This is a genomic window from Mesorhizobium sp. M1252, assembly GCF_040318265.1.
Lineage (GTDB): Bacteria > Pseudomonadota > Alphaproteobacteria > Rhizobiales > Rhizobiaceae > Mesorhizobium.
Genome location: NZ_JAMYLX010000011.1, coordinates 110881 through 128506, shown reverse-complemented (window position 1 = coordinate 128506; position 17626 = coordinate 110881). Strand labels below are relative to the sequence as shown.

The following is a 17626-nucleotide window of genomic DNA, read 5'->3' as shown; positions in this document are numbered from 1 at the left end:
TTGTAAAAAAGGCGGCTCGAGCTCGGTTTGAGGCCGCCCTTTGGTGAGGGATGGATGGCGATTACGGCTGAACCGTAATCTCGCTCCGTTCGCCGGCCTTGACCGTCACCGCCATTTCCTTGTCATGGCCTTGATCGGACATGTGGCGGAGGACGACATAGTCGCCGGCCGGGATAGTCTGCTGCCAGGTGTCGCCATAGTTCAGGCCGAGCGCCTTGCGGTTGCCCTGGATATCCTTCTTCGACGACAGCACCTCGATCGAATAGGCGCCCGGCGCCGACATCACCAGCACGCCGGCATCGAGCGTCACCTTGACGTCCGTGACGTCGCCAACCTTGACGCTGAAAGGCTGCTCGACGGTTGCGAGCTCAAGCGAGGTGACCGCGACATAATCGTCCGGCGGCAGCCAGAATTTGCTGTCGGGCCCATAGGAGTGGGCGACATCGTCACGCGAGCCGTCGATCTTTTTCTTGGCCTTGACGATCTGGACGCTGATGCCCGAGGAGTCGGCCTTGTCGCCACCTGCAGTGTAGTAGGCGTTGACGGCGGCATGGCCGACGCCGACGACTATGTCTTTTTCCACAGTCTGCCCGGCGGCGAGCTGGATGTTCTCGGTCACCGAGCCGCTGCCGATCGCAACCGTCACCTTCTGCTCACCAGCCGGCACGATGATCCTGGTGTCGCCATAGTGGGTGGTGCTGCCGCCCGGGAAGGCGAAGTCGACATGGGCTTCGTCACTGATCTCGGCGCCCTGGCTTGGCTTCGGATGGATGAGCATGGTGCCGGCGTTCAAGGTGAAGAGCGGCTTGTAGACCTGGCCCGCCTCGATCTTGACCTTCTGTTCCGCCCGAGCTTCGTCGGCGCGCGCGACGACGACATAGTCGCCCGGCTCGAGATTGGCCTCGTAGTTGTTGTACTGGGTGGTGACGGCCTCGCCGCGCGTGCCATCGGCCTTGGCCTTGTAGACCTCCCAGGCATTGCCGTCGGTGATCGGATCGCCGCCTTCCGCCATGACCACGCTCGGGATGAAATTGAATTCGGGCTTTGCCGGTTCAGGGGCAGGCGCCGGAGCGGGTGCCGGCGCCGGAGCCGGCGCGGCGACGGTTTCGACCAGTGCTTCCTGCAGCGCCTTCTCGTCCGAGGCCTGGATATATTTGCCGCCGGTGTTGTCGGCAAGGCAGGCGATCTGCTTGCCCTCGTCAGCGGTCAGGCCGAAGCCGACGACGTCGACGGTGAAATCGACGCCTGAGGCCTCCAGTTCCTTGCCCAGCGCGCACGGGTCACCTTCGCAGGTTTCAAGCCCATCGGTGATGAGGACCACGGTCGCCTTGTCCTCGGTGTATTTCAGGGCTTCGGCCGCCTGCTTGACGGCTGCGGTCAGCGGCGTCTTGCCGAGGAATTTCAGGCTGTCGGCAGCGGCCGAAATGGCGCTAGCCGAGCCGGCTTGCGGCGGCACGATCAGTTCGATGTCGTCGCAGTTGCCCTTTTCGCGGTGGCCATAGGCCATGAAGCCGATCTCGTCGTCGCCCGGGACCGACTGCAGTACGGTCCTCAGCGATTCGCGCGCGATCTCGAGCTTCGGCTTGCCGTCGATCTGGGCCCACATCGAGCCTGAAGCGTCAAGAATGATGATAACCTTGTTGGCGGCAAAGCCGAGCGAAGTCATCGACAAAAGGAGCAGCGCCGCAGCTACGCTCCGCAAAAGTCCCGCCATCGAAATCTCCTTGAGGCCGCCCTCTGATCCGCGCCGGAAGCTATTTGACAGCGCGTCCGGACACAAGCCTGGAGCGGGTTACTAGATCATGATGAGATTTGGATGAAATCTCATCATGATCTAACCCTTTGTTGGAGCACGATCTTTTCCAAAAACCGGCACCCACTTTTTGGGATCATGCTTCTAACGGTTGCAGTGTAACAGGATCGGCGCCGGCAGAGCTGGTAGCACGAAATCAGTAGGTGGTGCGCCGCTCTTCGGAAGGCGGACGGCCGAACTGCAGCCGATAGCTCTGCGCGAAATAGGAGTGCGAGGTAAAGCCGGTGGCAATGGCCACGTCGAGGATCGGCATGTTGGTCTGGCGCAGCAGTTCGCGCGCCCGCTCAAGCCTGAGCCGCATGTAGTAACGACCGGGCGTGACGCTCAAATGGCGCAGGAACAAGCGCTCGACCTGGCGCACCGACAGGCCCGCCGATTTGGCAAGCTGCACGGCTGATAGCGGCTCGTCGAGATGGTCGGCCATCAGTTCGACGATGCGCCTTAGCTTCTCCGACTTGCCGGTCAGGTCGCGCTCCGGCCCGACGCGCTGGCGGTCGCCGGCGGAGCGGATGCGCTCATGCTGGAACTGGTTGGCAACGCCGTTGGCGAGGTTCGAGCCGAAGTCGCCACGCACGATCTCCAGCATCAGGTCGATCGAGGTCGTGCCGCCGGCGCAGGTGTAGCGCTTGCGGTCGATCTCGAAGACGTTGCCGGTGCAATTGATGTCGGGAAAGCGCTCGACGAAGCCGGCGCGGTTTTCCCAATGGATGGTGCAGCGATAGCCTTCGAGCTGACCGGCTTCGGCCAGGAGGTAAGAGCCCACCGACAGCGCGCCGAGCGCATTGCCGCGCCGGCCCCAGCTGCGCAGCGCCGCCAGCACCTTGCTCTTGCCGGGGAACTCGACCGACAGGCCCACCGACACGAACAGGATATCGACCGGTGGCAAATCGGCGACGGCATAGTCGATCTTGAGCGGCAGGCCGTTGGAGGCCATGACGGGATCGCCGTCGGCCGAGACCGTCGTCCAGCCATAGAAATCGCGGCCGAGCAGGCGGTTGGCCGAGCGGAAGGTATCGATCGCCGCTGCCAACGAAAACATCGAAAACTTGTCGACCAGCAGGAACGCGAATTGCCGGCCCCCTTGAACGGGATCATCCACGACCGGCCGTTCAGAGGGTATAGTAAGGTTCGGCAAAGAAGCTGCTTTCTGGGTCAGAAGGAAGGCCGCTTCAAGCCGGCCGCAAGGTAGGCTGAGGCTAACGTATTGGCCATCAGCATGGCAATGGTCATCGGTCCGACACCGCCGGGCACGGGGGTGATGGCGCCGGCGGCCTTGGCCGCTTCGGCATAGGCTACATCGCCGACGAGGCGGGTTTTGCCTTCGCCCTTCTCGGGTGCGGCAATGCGGTTAATCCCGACATCGATCACGGTGGCGCCGAGCTTGACCCAGTCGCCCTTGATCATTTCGGGCCGGCCGACGGCGGCAACCAGAATGTCGGCTGTGCGGGCCAGTGCCGGCAGATCCTTGGTGCGGCTGTGGGCGATGGTGACGGTGCAGTTGACGGCAAGCAACAGATTTGCCATCGGCTTGCCGACGATGTTGGAGCGGCCGACGACGACCGCGTTGAGGCCGGAAAGATCCTTGCCGCGCACGCGTTCGATCAAAAGCATGGAGCCGGCCGGCGTGCAGGGCACGAAGGCTGTTTCGAGTTCGCCGGTGCCGAGCTTGCCGACATTGATGAAATGAAAGCCGTCGACATCCTTTTGCGGTGCGATGGCCTGGATGATCTTGCCGGCATCGATATGGGCGGGAAGCGGCAGCTGCACCAGAATGCCGTTGATGGCCGGATCGGCGTTGAGTTCGCCGATGATCTTCAGCAGTGCCGCTTCGGACGTGTCGGCCGGCAGCGTGTGCTGCAGCGAATGAAAGCCGCATTCCTTGGCGGTGCGCGACTTCGACGCGACATAGACCTGGCTTGCCGGATCCTCGCCGACGATGACCACCGCTAAGCCGGGCTGGGCCTTTCCCTTGGCGACCAGGTCCTCGGTCAAGGCCTTGACCTTCTGAACCACGTCTGCGGCGACGATCTTTCCGTCAATCACTTCGGCCATGAACCATCCTCGACATCATTCCAGCCAAGGCGCGGCGCGCGCCTTGAACGTTGCTTCGTGCATGTCGTTGTTCCAAACGTTCCGCCCATTCGGGTAAAGCCCGACGGCAGCGCTTTTTGGGCGCCATGCTGCGCGGCATTGTCACGAAATTTGGCCTAAGCAATCCCGTCAAAGCGCCGTCACATGCCGTAAACTCGAAACCGGCAGCTTTTATTCTGTGCTGACGGGCTCTGAGCGACTCATCCTTTCACGGAAAGGCTGAACCGCTCTATTTCTTGTTTTGACGCAATTCCCAAGGGAAAGCGCGCTACGCGCTTTTCCCGGGAAAACCGTTTCACACTTTTCCTGGAATTGCTCAGAAATAGCGGCGGTGCGAACGGCTTTCGGTGAGTTCGCGCACCGCTTCGCGAAATTCGCGCAGGCTGGCGCGGATATCGTCGATTTGCGCCTGCTGGTCTTCCGGCGCCGCCCCAGCGGGCTGCAGAGAAGACCACGGCCCGGACGCCGCGGGCATCGGCTGAGCCTGCGAATAGGCTAGTCAGCCGGCTGACGAGGCTGCGCGTAGCCAGGCTGCTGCGCAGGGGAATTGGCGTGCGGAACCTCGTTCCGGAAGTCCGGCTGGCGATAGCCCACAGGCTCCTGCACCGGCCTTGTATATTCGGCGGCTGGTTGGGCGCGGTAGGTCTCGACGGGTTCGCCTGACGTCCCGCTACCCGGCGCGGCTTTGCGCATCGCCGAGAACAGTCCGTCGAACAGACCTGGGCTCCGGGCGGGAGCGGCCGCGGTCGGCAACACCGGAGGTGCTGCCGGTGGCGGCGCCACAGGCAGCGGCGCGCGATAGACCTTGTCCTCGACCGGAGGGCGGCGCTCGTCCATTGTGCCGCGCGAACGCGAATTGGCACCGCCGTGCAGGCTGGCAAAGGCGCCGCGCATGGCGCCGACACCGATGCCCGAAGCAAGCCCGAGCAGCAGGCCGGCCATCGCTATTACAGCCCGCGACGGTCCGTTGGGTTCGAGCGGCGGTTGCGCGGGGGTCATCAGATTGATGTTGGTGGTGTTGATGTTTTGCTGTTCGCCGGTCTCCTTGGCGCGCAGAAGGTACTGTTCGTAGACGGAGCGTTTGGCCGTGGCATCACGCTCCAGTTCGCGCAGGCTGACCAGATCGCTGTTGACGTCGCCGCTCTGGACCTTTGCCTGAGCCAGGCGGGAAGCGAGATCCTGCTCAAGCTGGACCGAGCGCTTCAAGTCGACCTGCAGCGACGAGGCGATGCGGCGCAGTTCGCCTGCGATGCGCTCGCGCGAGCCGCCGAGCTGGGCGTTGAGCGCCTGGTATTCGGGATGACGCGGTCCCAGACGCACGGCGGCGCGGTCGGCCTCCTGCTTCAAAGCTGCATATTGCGCGCGCAGTTCGCTCATCGTGTTGGAATTGATTTCTTCCGGCAAGGTGCCGTTGATGACCGAATTGACGTCCAGCGAACGCGCCGACGCGGCCCGGGCATTGAGTTCCAGCGTACGGGCCCGGGTGACTGAGAGCTGCTCGTTGAGCTTCAGCATCTGGTCGTCGCTGATCAGATGGCCCTGCGCGTCGACGAGATCATGCGTGGCCCTGAAATCCTCGACCTTGCGCTCCGCTGTCTCGACATTCTTGCGCAGGTCATCGAGCTTGGCCGTCAGCTGGTCCGTCGCGCGCCCGGCCATCCCGAACTGGTATTGGGCCGCCTCCTGCTGGAAAACGTCCCTGGTCCTATTGGCTATCTCCGCCGATTTGTCGGCGCTTTGAGTGGTGGCGCTGATGGAAACGACAAAGCTCTTGCCGCTGCGCTCAACCGACAGGCTCTTGGCCAGATTGCCGACCGCCAGCGCCTGGCGGCGCACTTCACCGCCGCCGCCAGGGCCATCCTGGCGCGACAGTATCGAGCGAATGAGCGACAGGACGCCAAGGCCGCCAGAGCCCTGTCCGTTGAATTCCGGATCGTCGACGAGATTGAGATCGGCCACGACCTTGTCGAGGACCTTGCCGGATGTCACCATCTTGATGCGGGTTTCGACAACAGCCAGCGCCGCATCGGGCTGCCCGACCGGTTGGGTGAGATCGTTGTCGGAAAGCTTCAGGTCGCCTGGCTCGATGACCATCTGTGTGGTGGCTTCGTATTTCTTCGGTGTCGAAACGGCGACGGCGACGCCGAGCACCGTCCCCAATATCGTCGTCGAGACGATCAGCAACTTGGAACGACTAATGCCGCGGACGACCTGGAGCGGATCGATCAGCGGTTTCCATTCCTGCCCGTCATCGTCGTCGCGGTCCGGTTGCTGCTCGTGGAAAGAGCGGGGCTCATAGGCCGCGCGGGAGCGAGGCTCCTGACGCCGGCCGGAAACAGGCTCCTCACGCGCGCTGGCGGCCGAAACGGGTTCGCCGTCGGCCTGGAACTGCGGCGGCTCGGGCGGTGACGTTGGCGCCGGATTCGACCGCGCCTCGCGTTGCGAGCGGGCTATGCGGTGACGCGTGGCGGCGTCCTCGCGCCATGACGGATCCACCCGGTCACCGATCGAGACCGCCGACGCATCCGCCGCCTCATCGCCGCGCACGGCTTTGCCGAGCGCCAGGAGGGAGCGCTCGCGCCTCCAGTCTTCACGGTTTTCCCTGTCGACCATTGTCTCGAAACTTTACCTTCGACGGCGCAGGAGCGGCGGTCGGCCAATCGTTAAGTCACGCTAAACAGGCATGGGAAACAAAAGGTTAATTTCCGAAGTCTGCAAGTGAAAGTTTCTCGCTTCGCCACGCATTGCCGGGATCTGTAAAATGGCGTCAGAACCGCACGTTAAGCTTTGCGGCTTACGGCTTTCCTCGATATGACGCAGGCCAGCGACATACCGCAAAGGCGGACACTCGCCCGCATCGGCACCTTCCTCGCCGAAAGACGGGGGCTGGTTCGCGACTATCTTTCAGCCATCAGCGGCGCCGGCGGGCGGCTGGTGTTCTCGCTTGCCTATTTCATCGCACTTGCCAACACGCTGTCGATTGCCGAGTTCGGCATGTTCGCCACCGCCTCGGCGGCCGGCGTCATGCTGTCGCGCATCCTCGCTTTCGGCTTCATCTCGGCGCTTTACCGCACAGCCACCATCCGCCCCAATCTGATCGGCACCTTCACCGCCGGCTTCCTTTTGCTTGGCGCCGTGTCCTTACCACTGCTGGCGGCGGCCTCCTGGGGCGTCTACCTGATCTTCTTCGCCAGCACCGTTCCGCTGGCCGTCTTTGCCGCAATCGTCTTTGCAGAGGCGCTTTTGTGGCGGCCGGTCGAGGTGGTGCTGATCGTCAACAACGGGCTCGGCAAATTCGGCCGCGCCGCCGTGCTGTCGATCGTGGCCACGGCGTTCCGCGCGCTGGGCGCCGTGCTGTTCATGCTATCGGGCCAGCACAGCGTCTGGATCTGGTCGTTGTTCTACATCGGCGCCAACGCCGCCTCGCTGCTGCTGGCCTTCGGCTTCTATTATCCACGCCAGCGGCTGAGGCTGCGCACCGAGCTCTATCTCAGGCGGCTTGCCGATTCGATCTATGTTGCAGGAGCCGAAGTGCTGTTCTACCTGCAGTCGGAATTCGACAAGCTGCTCGTGCTGGCGATCGGCGGGCCGCATCTGGCCGGCATCTATGCCATCATCATGCGGCTGGTCGACCTGACGGCAATCCCGATCCGCACCTTCTCGATGATGCTGGTGCAGAGGATGATGCGGGCGCCGGAGCTGTTGTCGCGACTGCGGGTCAAGAGCGGTATCGAAGCCGGCGTGTTCCTGGTGTCGACATTGGCACTGGCCGCACTCGGCATCGTGCTGCATTTCTTCCCCAATGCACTTGGCCGGAATGTCGCCGAGGCGGCGCCCTTGGTGGCGTTGGCAATCGGCGTGCCGGGACTGCGCAACCTGGTCGAATACCAGGCCGAGCTGCTGTTCGCGCGCGGCCAGACCGCGCTCAGGGCGCTCAACCTCGGCCTGCTGGCGGGGCTGAAGGCGGTGCTGTTGACCTATGTGCTGACCACGATTGCCGACACGCCCAGGCTTGTCGTATCGCTCAATGTCGTCTTCCTGCTGCTCTATCTCGCCTCGGCGCTGCTAACCTATTCGGCGCTGCGCAAGCCCGCCAAGGCAATCTAAGCCAATCCGATCAGGCGGCGGATGCGGCCGATATCGGTGCCGATGAAGGATTGCATGCCGATCGCCACCTGCCCCGGTGCCATAGCGGCGACGAAGCTGCGGAATTCGTCATCCGACAGCGCCTCCCCGGTCCAGTGCACGCGGCAGAATTCCTCCGAGCCGTGGAAATGGCCGGCGCCCCCCAGCACATCGTCGACATAGCGGCCATAGATCATGCATTCGGAGAACCGGCGCACTGAAGCGATGACCTCGACCCAGCCGCGCGCGTGCACCTTCTCGATCTCGGCGCACATCGCCGTCACGGTCTGACGGCGCCAGGCGATCAGCGTCGAAATATAGTCGTGGTTCGAAACCTCGGATGCATCGATACCAATCGCCGAGGCCGCATTGCGCGACCAGATGCGATGCTCGTCGTGACCGTCGCTCGACAGCACGCCGTCGCGCCGGAACAGCCGCACCTTGCCGTCGCGCCAGAAGGCGCTCAGATCGAATGGCTTGAGGAAGGCGACGTCGGAATCGCAGAAGACCAGCACGTCTTCTCCAGCATGCGCAGCGATGGCGATGCGGCGCAGCTGCTGCACATGCCAGCCGCGCAGCGGCTGGGTCTTGAGACTGAGCCAGATGCGACGGCGAAAGAGGCTCATCGGATCGTCGAACACACGCAGCCAGCGCGGCAGCAGGTCGCGCTCGTCGACAACGCTGCGGCGGTCGTTTTCCAACTGGCGAAACAGCGCCACGTCGCGGTGCTCGACCAGAATGTAATGATGCGCCAAGCCGGAGACATGGCGGTCGAGGGTCTCGCACAACAGGCGGCAGCGTTCGAAATCCGGCGCATAGCTGGCGGTCACCACCGCCGCCGTCGGCGTTTGCGGCAGGGCACCGGTCTCGGCTGCAGGGCTCGGCACGACGCGGCTGTTCACCGCAACTCTCCGGCGGGCTCGGGCCGACGCGAGAATTTCTGCCTGACGACACGCAGCAGGAACACCGGATTGCCGACGACGTAGCGGCGCCACAGCCGGCCGGGCTCGATGCACAGACGGAACAACCATTCGAGCCTCAGCTGGCGTATCCACAGAGGCGCCCGCGGCACCGTGCCGGAGAGAAAATCGAGCAGCGCGCCGACGGCGATCGGCAGCGTGCAGTGGCGGGCATCGATATGACGGGCGATCCACAATTCCTGGCGCGGCACGCCCATGGCCACAAGCAGCACGTCGGGCCGCAATGCCTCGATGCGATCGACGATCGCCTGCTCTTCGGCGGGGGAGAAATAGCCGTCATGGATGACGACGAATTCGTGCTGCACCGCCAGAGCGGCCAGCCTGACCGACGCCGCCTCGGCGTTGGCGCGGGTGGCGCCAAGCAACCCGACGGTCAGCGGCCTCGCCGATGCCTGCAGAAAGGCCGGAATGAGATCAGTGCCGTTGAGATTGTCCGGGAACGGCGCGCCGTAGAGCAGCTTTGCCGCCAGATCGACGCCAACGCCGTCAGGCAGGATGAGGAAATCGTCGAGCGCCTCGGCAAAGACCGGATCGGTAGAGGCGATGTTGGCGTTGTGAGCGTTGAGAAAACTGACCTTGGTGAAGCGCCGCTCGGCAATCAGACGAGCGAGCAGCGCGATCGCGTCATCCCAGCCGATGGCAAGGACCGAAATGCCAAGGATCGTCTTCAGCGTATCGAGCCCGAAGGCGGCGCGGGCGGTGTGCATGTTCATGCAAACACCTCCTCCCCCACCGACCCGAGCTTTTCCAGGCCGAGCCTGATGGCGGCATCCAGTGCCTTGATCTGCCGGCGGTGAAAGGCGCTGCCATCGACATCCTTGACATCGGCCGCCGCTGCCTCCAGCGCGCCGGCGAAGGCGGCCGGATCGTCGGTGACGAAGCAATTTGCCGGGCGATGATCGATGCCGCGCAGCGAACGGCTGGTGGCGACCGACGGCAGGCCGAGCTCGAAGGTTTCGATGGTCTTGAGCTGAACGCCGCTGCCCGCGGTGCTGATCAGTGGAATGACGGCGGCGCCGCGCACGAAATTCTGGGCGTCGGACACGCGGCCGACAAATTCGACACCGGGATGGGCAGAGGTGATATCCGACGGCATGTTGCCGGCGACCCTGATGCGAAAGCTCCGGCGAAGATGCGGCACGACTTTTTCCAGGAACCAGTCGAGGCCGATGCGGTTCGGCTGCCAGGTCCAAGTGCCGATCAGCGCCGCGTCGCAATCGATGCGGCGCGGCTTGACCGGCTTTGGCGCCGTGGCAGTGGTCACCAGCGGCAGCACCGCCGAGCGGTCGTCGCTGGCAACGCCGAGTGCGGCGCGGTCTTCCTCGGCCAGCGTGAAGACGAAGCGAGCCCGGCGGCAGAGCCGCTCCTCCATGGACTTGAGCAGCCTGGCCTCGCGGGCAAACAGCAGGCGCTGGAAGCGACTGTTTGCTGCTGCCGCATTCTCTTTGGCCGAACCATGTTCGACATTGTGGGCGACGAAAATCGAGGGACGGTCGGCGAACAGTTTTTCAAAGGCGCCGGCGAACTGCACCGAATTCAGGACATAGCCGTCGAAGGGACCGGCGCGCTCGATCGCGGCACTGACTTCGCTGTCGGAAACCGCGCGCAGCTTCACGGAAGCGAAGGTGAGCCCTGACAGCACCGCCTTGCCAAGCCAGGCGAGCTTCTGCCGCGCCGAGGCGCTTTCCGTGCGCACGTCGACGGCGCCGAGCACGATGGTGTTTTCGGGGTCGCTGGGCGCCTTGCCCGGCCAGATGAAGCCGATGACGGTGAGGCGCACGCCGGCGCGCCGCAAGGCGGCGATGATCGCAGCGTTGGCGATCTCATAGCCCGAAGCGAGAGCGCCGTCGGGCACGATCGATGTGGCGAACAGCAGATGCATCTCACCTATCCAAGCGTCAGCCACTAGCAAAGCTGGGTGAACCCTTGATTAAATCATGCGACGCAACGGCTGAAAGGCGCGGACCGGCAGGCGCCGCTGCGAAAGGTGATTAACGAAACGTTATCGTCGCGGTGTTATCAAAAAGCCAGATTCAAAACATGCGGCTGGAGCGGATGATCCCTTTGCCATCGGACGGTTCGGTATCGATTGCGGGACGCTCTCCGGGGCTCGCCGCAGAGACGATCGAAGCCGTCGTCACGCTGCCGACCTTCATGCGGCCACAACTGCTGCTGGAAACGCTGGCGTCGCTGAAGGCACAGCAAACCAGCCGGCGCTTCGCCGTCATCGTCATCGAAAACGAAGCCAAGGCGCGTGAGGGCGCCAAGGCGGCCGTGCCGCTGTTCGAACGCGACGATATGAAAGGCATGGTCATCATCGCGCACGAGCGGGGCAATTGCAGTGCCTACAATGCCGGCTGGCAGACGGCGATCCTGCATTTTCCGGATTTCCGCCACCTGCTGGTCATCGACGATGACGAGATCGCCGACGCGGACTGGCTGGAGCGCATGTGCAGGACGGCGGAGACGCTTGGCGCCGACATTGTCGGTGGCCCACAAGTGCCGGTGTTTAGCGATCCTTCTCACGCCAAATGGGCCGAGCATCCGGTCTTTGCGCCCCCCTATCGCGAGACCGGGCGCGTGGCCGCACTCTATTCCTCGGGCAACCTTCTGGTCGGGCGCAATGTGCTCACCATCATGGGGCCACCCTTCCTCGACCTGCGGTTCAACTTCATGGGCGGCGGCGATTCCGACTTCCTCAGCCGCTCGGCGCAGAAAGGTTTCGTGCTTGGCTGGTGCGCCGAGGCAAAGGTGCGCGAAGGCGTTCCGGCCCGGCGCGTCGAGGCTGACTGGATCCGCGCCCGATCCTTACGCAACGGTGTAATCTCGACGCTGGTCGAAAAGAAGAAGCGCGCCGGCACGCCATTCGCCGGCGCCAAGGTGTTTGCAAAAAGCCTGGCGCTGCTGATAGCCTCGCCCGTGCGCGGCGCAATCAAATTGGCGCGGACAGGATCGCTGTCGACGGCGCTTTACCCCGTCTATGTCTCGCTCGGCCGCGTGCTTGCCGAATTCGGATACGCCAATGAGCAATACAGGCAGCCTGAGAAGAACTGAAGAGCTGCTGCTGGGCGGCATCGTCACCCGCGACGGCGTGGCGACGGCGATTGCCGCGCTGTTGTTTGCCGTCGTCATCGTGTCGTTCCGGCCGTTTCAGCCGGCAGGCGCGGAACTGACCGGCGACGGCGGCGACATCGTCAACCAGCTCGGCTTCAGTTCGCTCGGCGCCATTTCGATCTTCTCACTGCTGACGTTCGCCGACCCCAAGGTGGTGCGCTCGCTGCTCAGCCCGTCCTGGATTCTGATGCTCGGCTTTTTCATGCTTTCGGTCATCAACGCGACCGACCCGTCCTCGGCCATGCGCGCGGCCTTCTTCACGCTGCTTGGCGTTCTGACGATAGCGACGGTCCTGGTGCTACCGCGCGATGCCGACAGTTTTTCGAAAGTCATCATATTCTGCGCGATCGTCGTTATCGGCCTGTCCTATATCGGCCTCATCGTCTTTCCGCATGAGGCCCTGCATACGGCCGATTCGCAGGAGCCCGAACATGCCGGCCTGTGGCGTGGTGTATTCGCCCACAAGAACATTGCCGGACCAATCATGGCCTGCTTCAGCTTCGCCGGCCTCTATCTCTTCCGGCGCGGCCAGAAATTCTGGGGCGTGGCGATCTTCGGCGCGGCGATGATCTTCATGCTGCACACCGGATCCAAGACGACGGCCGGCCTGGTGCCGTTCTCGATCCTGATCGTCGTGCTGCCGGGCCTGATCGGCATGCGGTTCGGCACGCCGATCCTGTTTGCACTGGCGATCATTGCGACGGCCATCGGTACCTTAGGCATCGTCTTCATCCCGCCGGTGAAAGAGCTGGCGGCCACCTATTTCCCCGACCTCACCTATACCGGGCGCACGACGCTGTGGGAGTTCTCCGGCGAGATGCTGGCGAAGAAGCCCTGGACCGGCTACGGCTATGAAAGCTTCTGGGGCACGCCGCTGCTGCTGAGCCAGGACCAGCCTTTCGACCGGGCCTGGGACATCCGGACCATCGTGCATGGCCATGACGGCTATCTCGACATTGCGGTGCTGATGGGCATCCCGGCGCTGTGCGTTGCCGTCTACACTTTCGTGATCGCGCCGCTGCGCGACTACATGCGCATCCCGCCGCGCAAGGAGAACATCTATCTCGGTGACTTCTTCATGATGGTGGTGCTGTTCACGGCGCTGAACGCGTTCCTGGAAAGCTTCTTCTTCCATCGCGGCGACCCGGTGTGGCTGTTCTTCGTGCTCGGCGTGCTTGGCTTGCGGCAAGTGTCGCTGCGGCCGATCCCGGTGCGCCGGCGACCTTGACCGGCTGGCCTGATCCAGCACCCCTTGAGGGGCTTTCCCGTCTGCCCGCTAGCGTCTAAGGAGAACCCTTGTCTCGGAGGGCTCTCAATGACGATCAGGCTTGTTCTCGCCGGTTGCGGCAATATGGGTTACGCCATGCTTGCGGGCTGGCTGAAATCCGGCAAGCTTGCCCCGCAAGCCGTGTTCGTGGTCGAGCCCAATGCCGAATTGCGCAAGCGCGCCGAGCACCTCGGTTGCAGTGTCGCCGCGGACGCGAACGGGATCCCCGCCGACGCAGAGCCCGACCTCGTCGTCATCGCCGTCAAGCCGCAGGTGATCCGCGACGTCACCGCCGCCTATAAGCGCTTCGGCGACGGCAGGACTACCTTCGTCAGCATCGCCGCGGGCACGCCGGTCGCCACCTTCGAGCACATACTCGGCCATCTCGCGCCTGTCATCCGCTGCATGCCCAACACGCCGGCCGCGATCGGCAAGGGCATGATGGTGGTCTATTCCAACCCGCTGGTGACCGACGACATCAGGCGTTTCGTTGCCGAGCTGCTGTCGGCGAGCGGTGTGGTGACGACGATCGACGACGAAGGCCTGATGGACGCGGTGACGGCGGTTTCGGGGTCCGGTCCGGCCTACATCTTCCATTTCATCGAGGCGCTTACGGTTGCAGCCGAGAAGGCCGGGCTGCCGGTCGAGACCGCCAGGCTGCTGGCCATGCAGACCGTCTATGGCGCTGCTGCACTCGCTGCCGAAAGCGGCGAGAAGCCCGGCGTCCTGCGCCAGCAGGTGACCAGCCCCAACGGAACCACGGCAGCCGCCCTTGCCGTGCTGATGGGCGAAGACCGGCTGACGAAGCTGCTGACCGAGGCGGTGGAAGCCGCGCGGCTGCGGTCGGTGGAATTGGGGAAGTAGCCGAGACGCTCGCGGGGCCGTATCAGCCCCACTTCATCTCACCCTTGGCGACCTTTGCGCCCAGTTCCAGGGACGAGACGTCCAGAAGATCGGGATAGCGCCGCTTCATCGCTGCAATCAGCTCGACGCTGGATTTCGCTTTTTCGGCTTCCTTATTGAAAGCTTCGAGGTAGGCGCGGGTGAATTCCACGGCCGCCAGACCGTCCGGTGCACCGGCTACCTGATGGGACGGCACCACGATGTTGGGTTTGCGGGACGCGATTTCGTTGAGCGCGGCAATCCATTTCTTGCGGTCGTCTACGGTTGGCTCGTCGGCAACCCAGACATGTACGCCGGACGAGATCAGCACGCCGCCGAACACCGCTTCAAGGCTGGGCACCCAGAGATACCGCCGGTCTTTCAGATCGGCGACGGTGACGATCTCGATCTTGTTTCCTTCGATTTCAAGTGAGGTGATATCGGATGCCTCGGGAATGACGACATCCGCCAGGACCTTCGGTCCATTGTCCTTGAGCTGCGGGCCCCAGACATCCAGCTTGGCTTGCACATTGGCTTTGATGGCCGCCACCGTCGCAGCGGCCGCGATGATCTTGGCGCCGGGGAAAGCATCCGCGACGGGACGCAGGCCAAAATAATAGTCAGGGTCGCTGCAGCTGACATAGATCGTGGTCAGGGTCTTGCCCGTCGCCTTGATCGCATCCGCGACCGCACGGCCATCGGACAGGGTAAATCCGCCGTCGAGGAGGATGGCTTCTTTTTCCCCGGTCAGCAGCACCGGCGTGCGGCGGAAACCATTCTCGTCAGCCTGAAAATGGGTCCATTCCAGCTTGGCGGCGGCCTTGGCTGCAAAAGCCAGAGGCTGAAGCATGGCAACCATGCCCGTTGCCAGAAGGGTTTTCATCGTCTCGCGTCTTGTCCAAATGGTTTGCAAGATTTCAATCCTCAATGGGGGTTCAACTGATCGAGATTGGCATCTCGGCATCGTTTGAAAAACCCGGATCAAAAAGACAGACTGTATGAATGGATCACACAATGGCAGCCGATGGTCTGCGTCGTCAGCACGAGCGCAATGATCAGGCGTGTTGCGCGACCAGGTCAACAGCCCATGGCGCGAGCGCGGCAGCATTTGGCCTGCTGGGCGGGAGCGGCTGACGAAGCTGCTGGCCGAATCGTGGAACTGGGGGAGTAGGATCAGGCCAGATCGGTGTGGGAAAAGTCTTTCCCTTTGTAGAGCAAGGGCATCCCAGGGCTTTTTGCCGAGGCATATGACAGGCAGTCAGCGAGATTGAGCTGAGCCGGGTGGCCGCGACCTTTGCCATAGTTCGAAAAAGCCTGGATCGCGAGCTTGGCATCACCCATTTCGATCGGAACCACCTCGATCGCGGCCTCACGCAGGAAGTCCTCTATCGCCTTTTCGGCGAAGAGCGGCTCCACCACCAACTTCGATGAAAGCCGCATCGCCGCTTCGAGCACGACCAGCGGAGATGTGATCCGTATCGAGGCCTGCCCGATCCGGCGGCTCCAATCGGCGGCGTCTTCCTCTCCGGCGAGGACAGCGATCACCACCGAGGTGTCGATGAACATCAGGAATGTCCCCACATCTCGTCGATCTCATCCTTAGTCAAATCCCTGCCGCCGCTTCCCGCCTTGGCCTTCAGATCGTTCGATATGGCGGCCAGCCGCTCAGCCAGCGGAACCTGTTCACGTTCGCGCTGAAGCTCGGATTCGAGCGCTTCGATCACCGCTTCGGTCAAGGAAATCTTTCGCTTTTCGGCAAGCTGCCGGGCGAGGTCACGGGCGCGCGGGTCTCTGATCTGGAGATTCATTCTGGAAGCCTCCGTTCGCTGTCACTACAATATAGTGATCTTGTCATGACAAAGCCAGAGAGCTGGCCTGTTCATGCCATCTCAGCCCCGTAGAGCATATCATCCTGCAGCTTCCGCAAAGCGAACAGCCTCGTCGTGCGGTCGGGCGTAGCATTGTCGGCGGTGAGCAGTTCGCCCTTCCTCACCGGTTTCAGCACCTTGCCGCCTTCGAGCAGGCCGACCGGCACTGCGCGATTGGCGCGCGCCTCTTCGACGGTCATGGTCCATGAGCGGTAGCAAGTCTCGCCGATGGCATCGAAGGTCTCGCCCATGGCGAGATCGCGCTTGGCCACCGCGCAGACCTCGGCGACCGGCCTCGGCAGCGGCACCATGTCTGGCCGGCCATAGAGCATGATGCGCGCCGCGGTCAGCGGCACTTCCAGCGAGGTCAGGTGATAAGGCCGGAAGAAGCTGTAGTAGGGGCCGTGGCCTATGTGCAGGTCGTCCATGCGCTCGACGATGCGCGGATGCGTCGCCTCGACGATGACGAACACGCCGGGCGCCACGCCCTTGCCGATGGTGTAGTCGACAACGCCCTTCTTCGACAGGATGCCGCCATCCGCCTTCGGGATGAGCACATTGGCCAGCTGATCGCGGTCGGCCTTTGGGCCGTGCATGCCGGGAACGTCTGGGACCAGCCCGGTGGCGTTGGCGATGGCGCACATCTCGACCATGGTTTTGGAACCGTCGACGAATTCGACCAGCATGCGCGGGTTCATGTTGCGGCGGATCGCTTCCTCGCGATAGTCGTCCGGAACGGCATCGTGGTTGAGCGGGTTGTTCTTGCCCTTGCCAGCCGAGACGATGGTGTAGCCGAGCGCCGACGCAAATTCGATCAGCTCCATGCAGCTCGACGGCTCGTCGCCGGCGCCGACCGAATAGACGACGCCGAGCCGGTCTGCCTGCTGCTTGAGGTAGCAGCCGATCGTGACGTCGGCCTCGACATTCATCATCACCAGGTGCTTGCCGTGCTCCATCGCCTTCAAGTCGAAATCGGCGGCGACACCAGGCTTGCCGGTGGCGTCGATGACGACGTCGATCAGCGGATTGGTGACCAGCATCTCGTTCGTGGTAATGGCGATTTTGCCCGCCTCGATCGCCGCGGTGACTTTCGAGCCCCTGTCCGCCTCGACCGCCATCGCCTCGTCGCCATAGGCGATGCGGATGGCGTCACGCGCCGTGTGCGGACGCCGCGTCGAGATGGCCGCGACCGAGATGCCGGGCATCAGCATGCCTTGCGTGACCAGGTCGGTGCCCATTTCGCCGGAGCCGATGACGCCGATGCGCACCGGGCGTCCCTCGGCGGCGCGCCTGGCGAGATCGCGGGCCAGTCCGGTCAGGGCGACATTGGTCATGCAAGCGTGTCCACGGCTTCTTGATTTGCAGGCGGGAATAGCAGGGAACGGCGCCGCTTTGCCAACGAAACCGGCGAACACCGGCAATTTCTCCGGCAACAGGCCCGGCCGGTGAGGCCAACCCCGGTAGAGGCTGATTGACCCGCCTCGGC

16 protein-coding genes are annotated in these 17626 nt (G+C 63.4%); 4 read left to right on the top strand and 12 right to left on the bottom strand.

The features are described from left to right. Positions 1 to 61: 61 nt before the first annotated feature. The 5 genes from NKH22_RS22060 to NKH22_RS22040 form a co-directional block, all read right to left on the bottom strand. Entirely contained in the window at positions 62 to 1714 is a 1653-nt protein-coding gene (locus tag NKH22_RS22060) for a vWA domain-containing protein (RefSeq protein WP_023820835.1), read from the bottom strand. A gap of 235 nt (positions 1715 to 1949) precedes the next feature. Further along, positions 1950 to 2948 carry a GlxA family transcriptional regulator gene (locus tag NKH22_RS22055; protein WP_032888631.1) on the bottom strand — a complete coding sequence of 333 codons (999 nt, stop codon included), beginning with the start codon at positions 2946 to 2948 and terminating at the stop codon, positions 1950 to 1952. Positions 2949 to 2965: 17 nt separating this feature from the next. Then, positions 2966 to 3865, bottom strand: coding sequence for a bifunctional methylenetetrahydrofolate dehydrogenase/methenyltetrahydrofolate cyclohydrolase FolD (gene folD, locus NKH22_RS22050; RefSeq protein WP_023820834.1), 900 nt, complete (start codon positions 3863 to 3865; stop codon positions 2966 to 2968). A gap of 355 nt (positions 3866 to 4220) precedes the next feature. Beyond that, entirely contained in the window at positions 4221 to 4379 is a 159-nt protein-coding gene (locus tag NKH22_RS22045) for a hypothetical protein (RefSeq protein WP_352910945.1), read from the bottom strand. Positions 4380 to 4399: 20 nt separating this feature from the next. Continuing rightward, on the bottom strand, positions 4400 to 6517 hold the full coding sequence (locus NKH22_RS22040; RefSeq protein WP_352910943.1) for a GumC family protein: 2118 nt from the start codon (positions 6515 to 6517) through the stop codon (positions 4400 to 4402). Positions 6518 to 6715: 198 nt separating this feature from the next. On the opposite strand from NKH22_RS22040, the gene NKH22_RS22035 reads away from it, so the two are divergent. After that, complete coding sequence (locus tag NKH22_RS22035; RefSeq protein WP_023669300.1) at positions 6716 to 8011, top strand: lipopolysaccharide biosynthesis protein; 1296 nt, start codon at positions 6716 to 6718, stop codon at positions 8009 to 8011. On the opposite strand, the gene NKH22_RS22030 is transcribed toward NKH22_RS22035, so the two are convergent. From NKH22_RS22030 to NKH22_RS22020, 3 genes are read right to left on the bottom strand one after another with little or no spacing between them, the layout of a single operon-like run. Then, complete coding sequence (locus NKH22_RS22030; RefSeq protein ID WP_023669299.1) at positions 8008 to 8931, bottom strand: DUF6492 family protein; 924 nt, start codon at positions 8929 to 8931, stop codon at positions 8008 to 8010. The two genes, NKH22_RS22035 and NKH22_RS22030, sit on opposite strands and share 4 nt — an antisense overlap. Next, on the bottom strand, positions 8928 to 9722 hold the full coding sequence (locus NKH22_RS22025) for a WecB/TagA/CpsF family glycosyltransferase (protein WP_352910940.1): 795 nt from the start codon (positions 9720 to 9722) through the stop codon (positions 8928 to 8930). Before NKH22_RS22025 ends, NKH22_RS22030 begins: the two co-directional genes overlap by 4 nt. Beyond that, entirely contained in the window at positions 9719 to 10891 is a 1173-nt protein-coding gene (locus NKH22_RS22020) for a glycosyltransferase family 4 protein (protein WP_352910938.1), read from the bottom strand. Before NKH22_RS22020 ends, NKH22_RS22025 begins: the two co-directional genes overlap by 4 nt. Positions 10892 to 11064: 173 nt before the next feature. Here NKH22_RS22020 and NKH22_RS22015 point away from each other — a divergent pair, with 173 nt between their 5' ends. The 3 genes from NKH22_RS22015 to proC all read left to right on the top strand — a co-directional run bounded on the left by NKH22_RS22015 (position 11065) and on the right by proC (position 14254). After that, positions 11065 to 12063, top strand: coding sequence for a glycosyltransferase family 2 protein (locus NKH22_RS22015; protein WP_023820832.1), 999 nt, complete (start codon positions 11065 to 11067; stop codon positions 12061 to 12063). Continuing rightward, the gene (locus NKH22_RS22010; RefSeq protein WP_023820831.1) at positions 12032 to 13351 is read left to right on the top strand and encodes an O-antigen ligase family protein; all 1320 of its coding nucleotides are present in this window, start codon (positions 12032 to 12034) and stop codon (positions 13349 to 13351) included. The genes NKH22_RS22015 and NKH22_RS22010 overlap by 32 nt, the downstream gene beginning before the upstream one ends. Positions 13352 to 13438: 87 nt before the next feature. After that, positions 13439 to 14254 carry a pyrroline-5-carboxylate reductase gene (gene proC / locus NKH22_RS22005; RefSeq protein ID WP_023820830.1) on the top strand — a complete coding sequence of 272 codons (816 nt, stop codon included), beginning with the start codon at positions 13439 to 13441 and terminating at the stop codon, positions 14252 to 14254. 22 nt (positions 14255 to 14276) lie between these two features. Here the strand turns inward: proC and NKH22_RS22000 are convergent, their stop codons facing one another. The 4 genes from NKH22_RS22000 to NKH22_RS21985 form a co-directional block, all read right to left on the bottom strand. Next, positions 14277 to 15176, bottom strand: coding sequence for an MBL fold metallo-hydrolase (locus tag NKH22_RS22000; protein WP_023818682.1), 900 nt, complete (start codon positions 15174 to 15176; stop codon positions 14277 to 14279). Between the two features lie 269 nt (positions 15177 to 15445). After that, entirely contained in the window at positions 15446 to 15838 is a 393-nt protein-coding gene (locus NKH22_RS21995) for a type II toxin-antitoxin system VapC family toxin (RefSeq protein ID WP_023820829.1), read from the bottom strand. Further along, positions 15838 to 16080 (bottom strand): type II toxin-antitoxin system VapB family antitoxin, encoded by a 243-nt coding sequence (locus tag NKH22_RS21990; protein WP_023704520.1) that lies wholly within the window; start codon positions 16078 to 16080, stop codon positions 15838 to 15840. Before NKH22_RS21990 ends, NKH22_RS21995 begins: the two co-directional genes overlap by 1 nt. A 71-nt stretch (positions 16081 to 16151) precedes the next feature. Then, positions 16152 to 17474: an NAD(P)H-dependent oxidoreductase gene (locus NKH22_RS21985; protein WP_023704521.1), complete on the bottom strand. Its 1323-nt coding sequence runs from the start codon at positions 17472 to 17474 to the stop codon at positions 16152 to 16154. Positions 17475 to 17626: the final 152 nt, after the last annotated feature.

Excerpts from the sequence above, each read along its gene's own strand:
- NKH22_RS22060 (WP_023820835.1), bottom strand. The coding sequence starts at position 1,714 with ATGGCGGGACTTTTGCGGAGCGTAGCTGCGGCGCTGCTCCTTTTGTCG.
- folD (WP_023820834.1), bottom strand. The coding sequence starts at position 3,865 with ATGGCCGAAGTGATTGACGGAAAGATCGTCGCCGCAGACGTGGTTCAG.
- NKH22_RS22045 (WP_352910945.1), bottom strand. The coding sequence starts at position 4,379 with ATGCCCGCGGCGTCCGGGCCGTGGTCTTCTCTGCAGCCCGCTGGGGCG.
- NKH22_RS22040 (WP_352910943.1), bottom strand. The coding sequence starts at position 6,517 with ATGGTCGACAGGGAAAACCGTGAAGACTGGAGGCGCGAGCGCTCCCTC.
- NKH22_RS22035 (WP_023669300.1), top strand. The coding sequence starts at position 6,716 with ATGACGCAGGCCAGCGACATACCGCAAAGGCGGACACTCGCCCGCATC.
- NKH22_RS22025 (WP_352910940.1), bottom strand. The coding sequence starts at position 9,722 with ATGAACATGCACACCGCCCGCGCCGCCTTCGGGCTCGATACGCTGAAG.
- NKH22_RS22020 (WP_352910938.1), bottom strand. The coding sequence starts at position 10,891 with ATGCATCTGCTGTTCGCCACATCGATCGTGCCCGACGGCGCTCTCGCT.
- NKH22_RS22015 (WP_023820832.1), top strand. The coding sequence starts at position 11,065 with ATGATCCCTTTGCCATCGGACGGTTCGGTATCGATTGCGGGACGCTCT.
- NKH22_RS22010 (WP_023820831.1), top strand. The coding sequence starts at position 12,032 with ATGAGCAATACAGGCAGCCTGAGAAGAACTGAAGAGCTGCTGCTGGGC.
- proC (WP_023820830.1), top strand. The coding sequence starts at position 13,439 with ATGACGATCAGGCTTGTTCTCGCCGGTTGCGGCAATATGGGTTACGCC.
- NKH22_RS21995 (WP_023820829.1), bottom strand. The coding sequence starts at position 15,838 with ATGTTCATCGACACCTCGGTGGTGATCGCTGTCCTCGCCGGAGAGGAA.
- NKH22_RS21990 (WP_023704520.1), bottom strand. The coding sequence starts at position 16,080 with ATGAATCTCCAGATCAGAGACCCGCGCGCCCGTGACCTCGCCCGGCAG.
- NKH22_RS21985 (WP_023704521.1), bottom strand. The coding sequence starts at position 17,474 with ATGACCAATGTCGCCCTGACCGGACTGGCCCGCGATCTCGCCAGGCGC.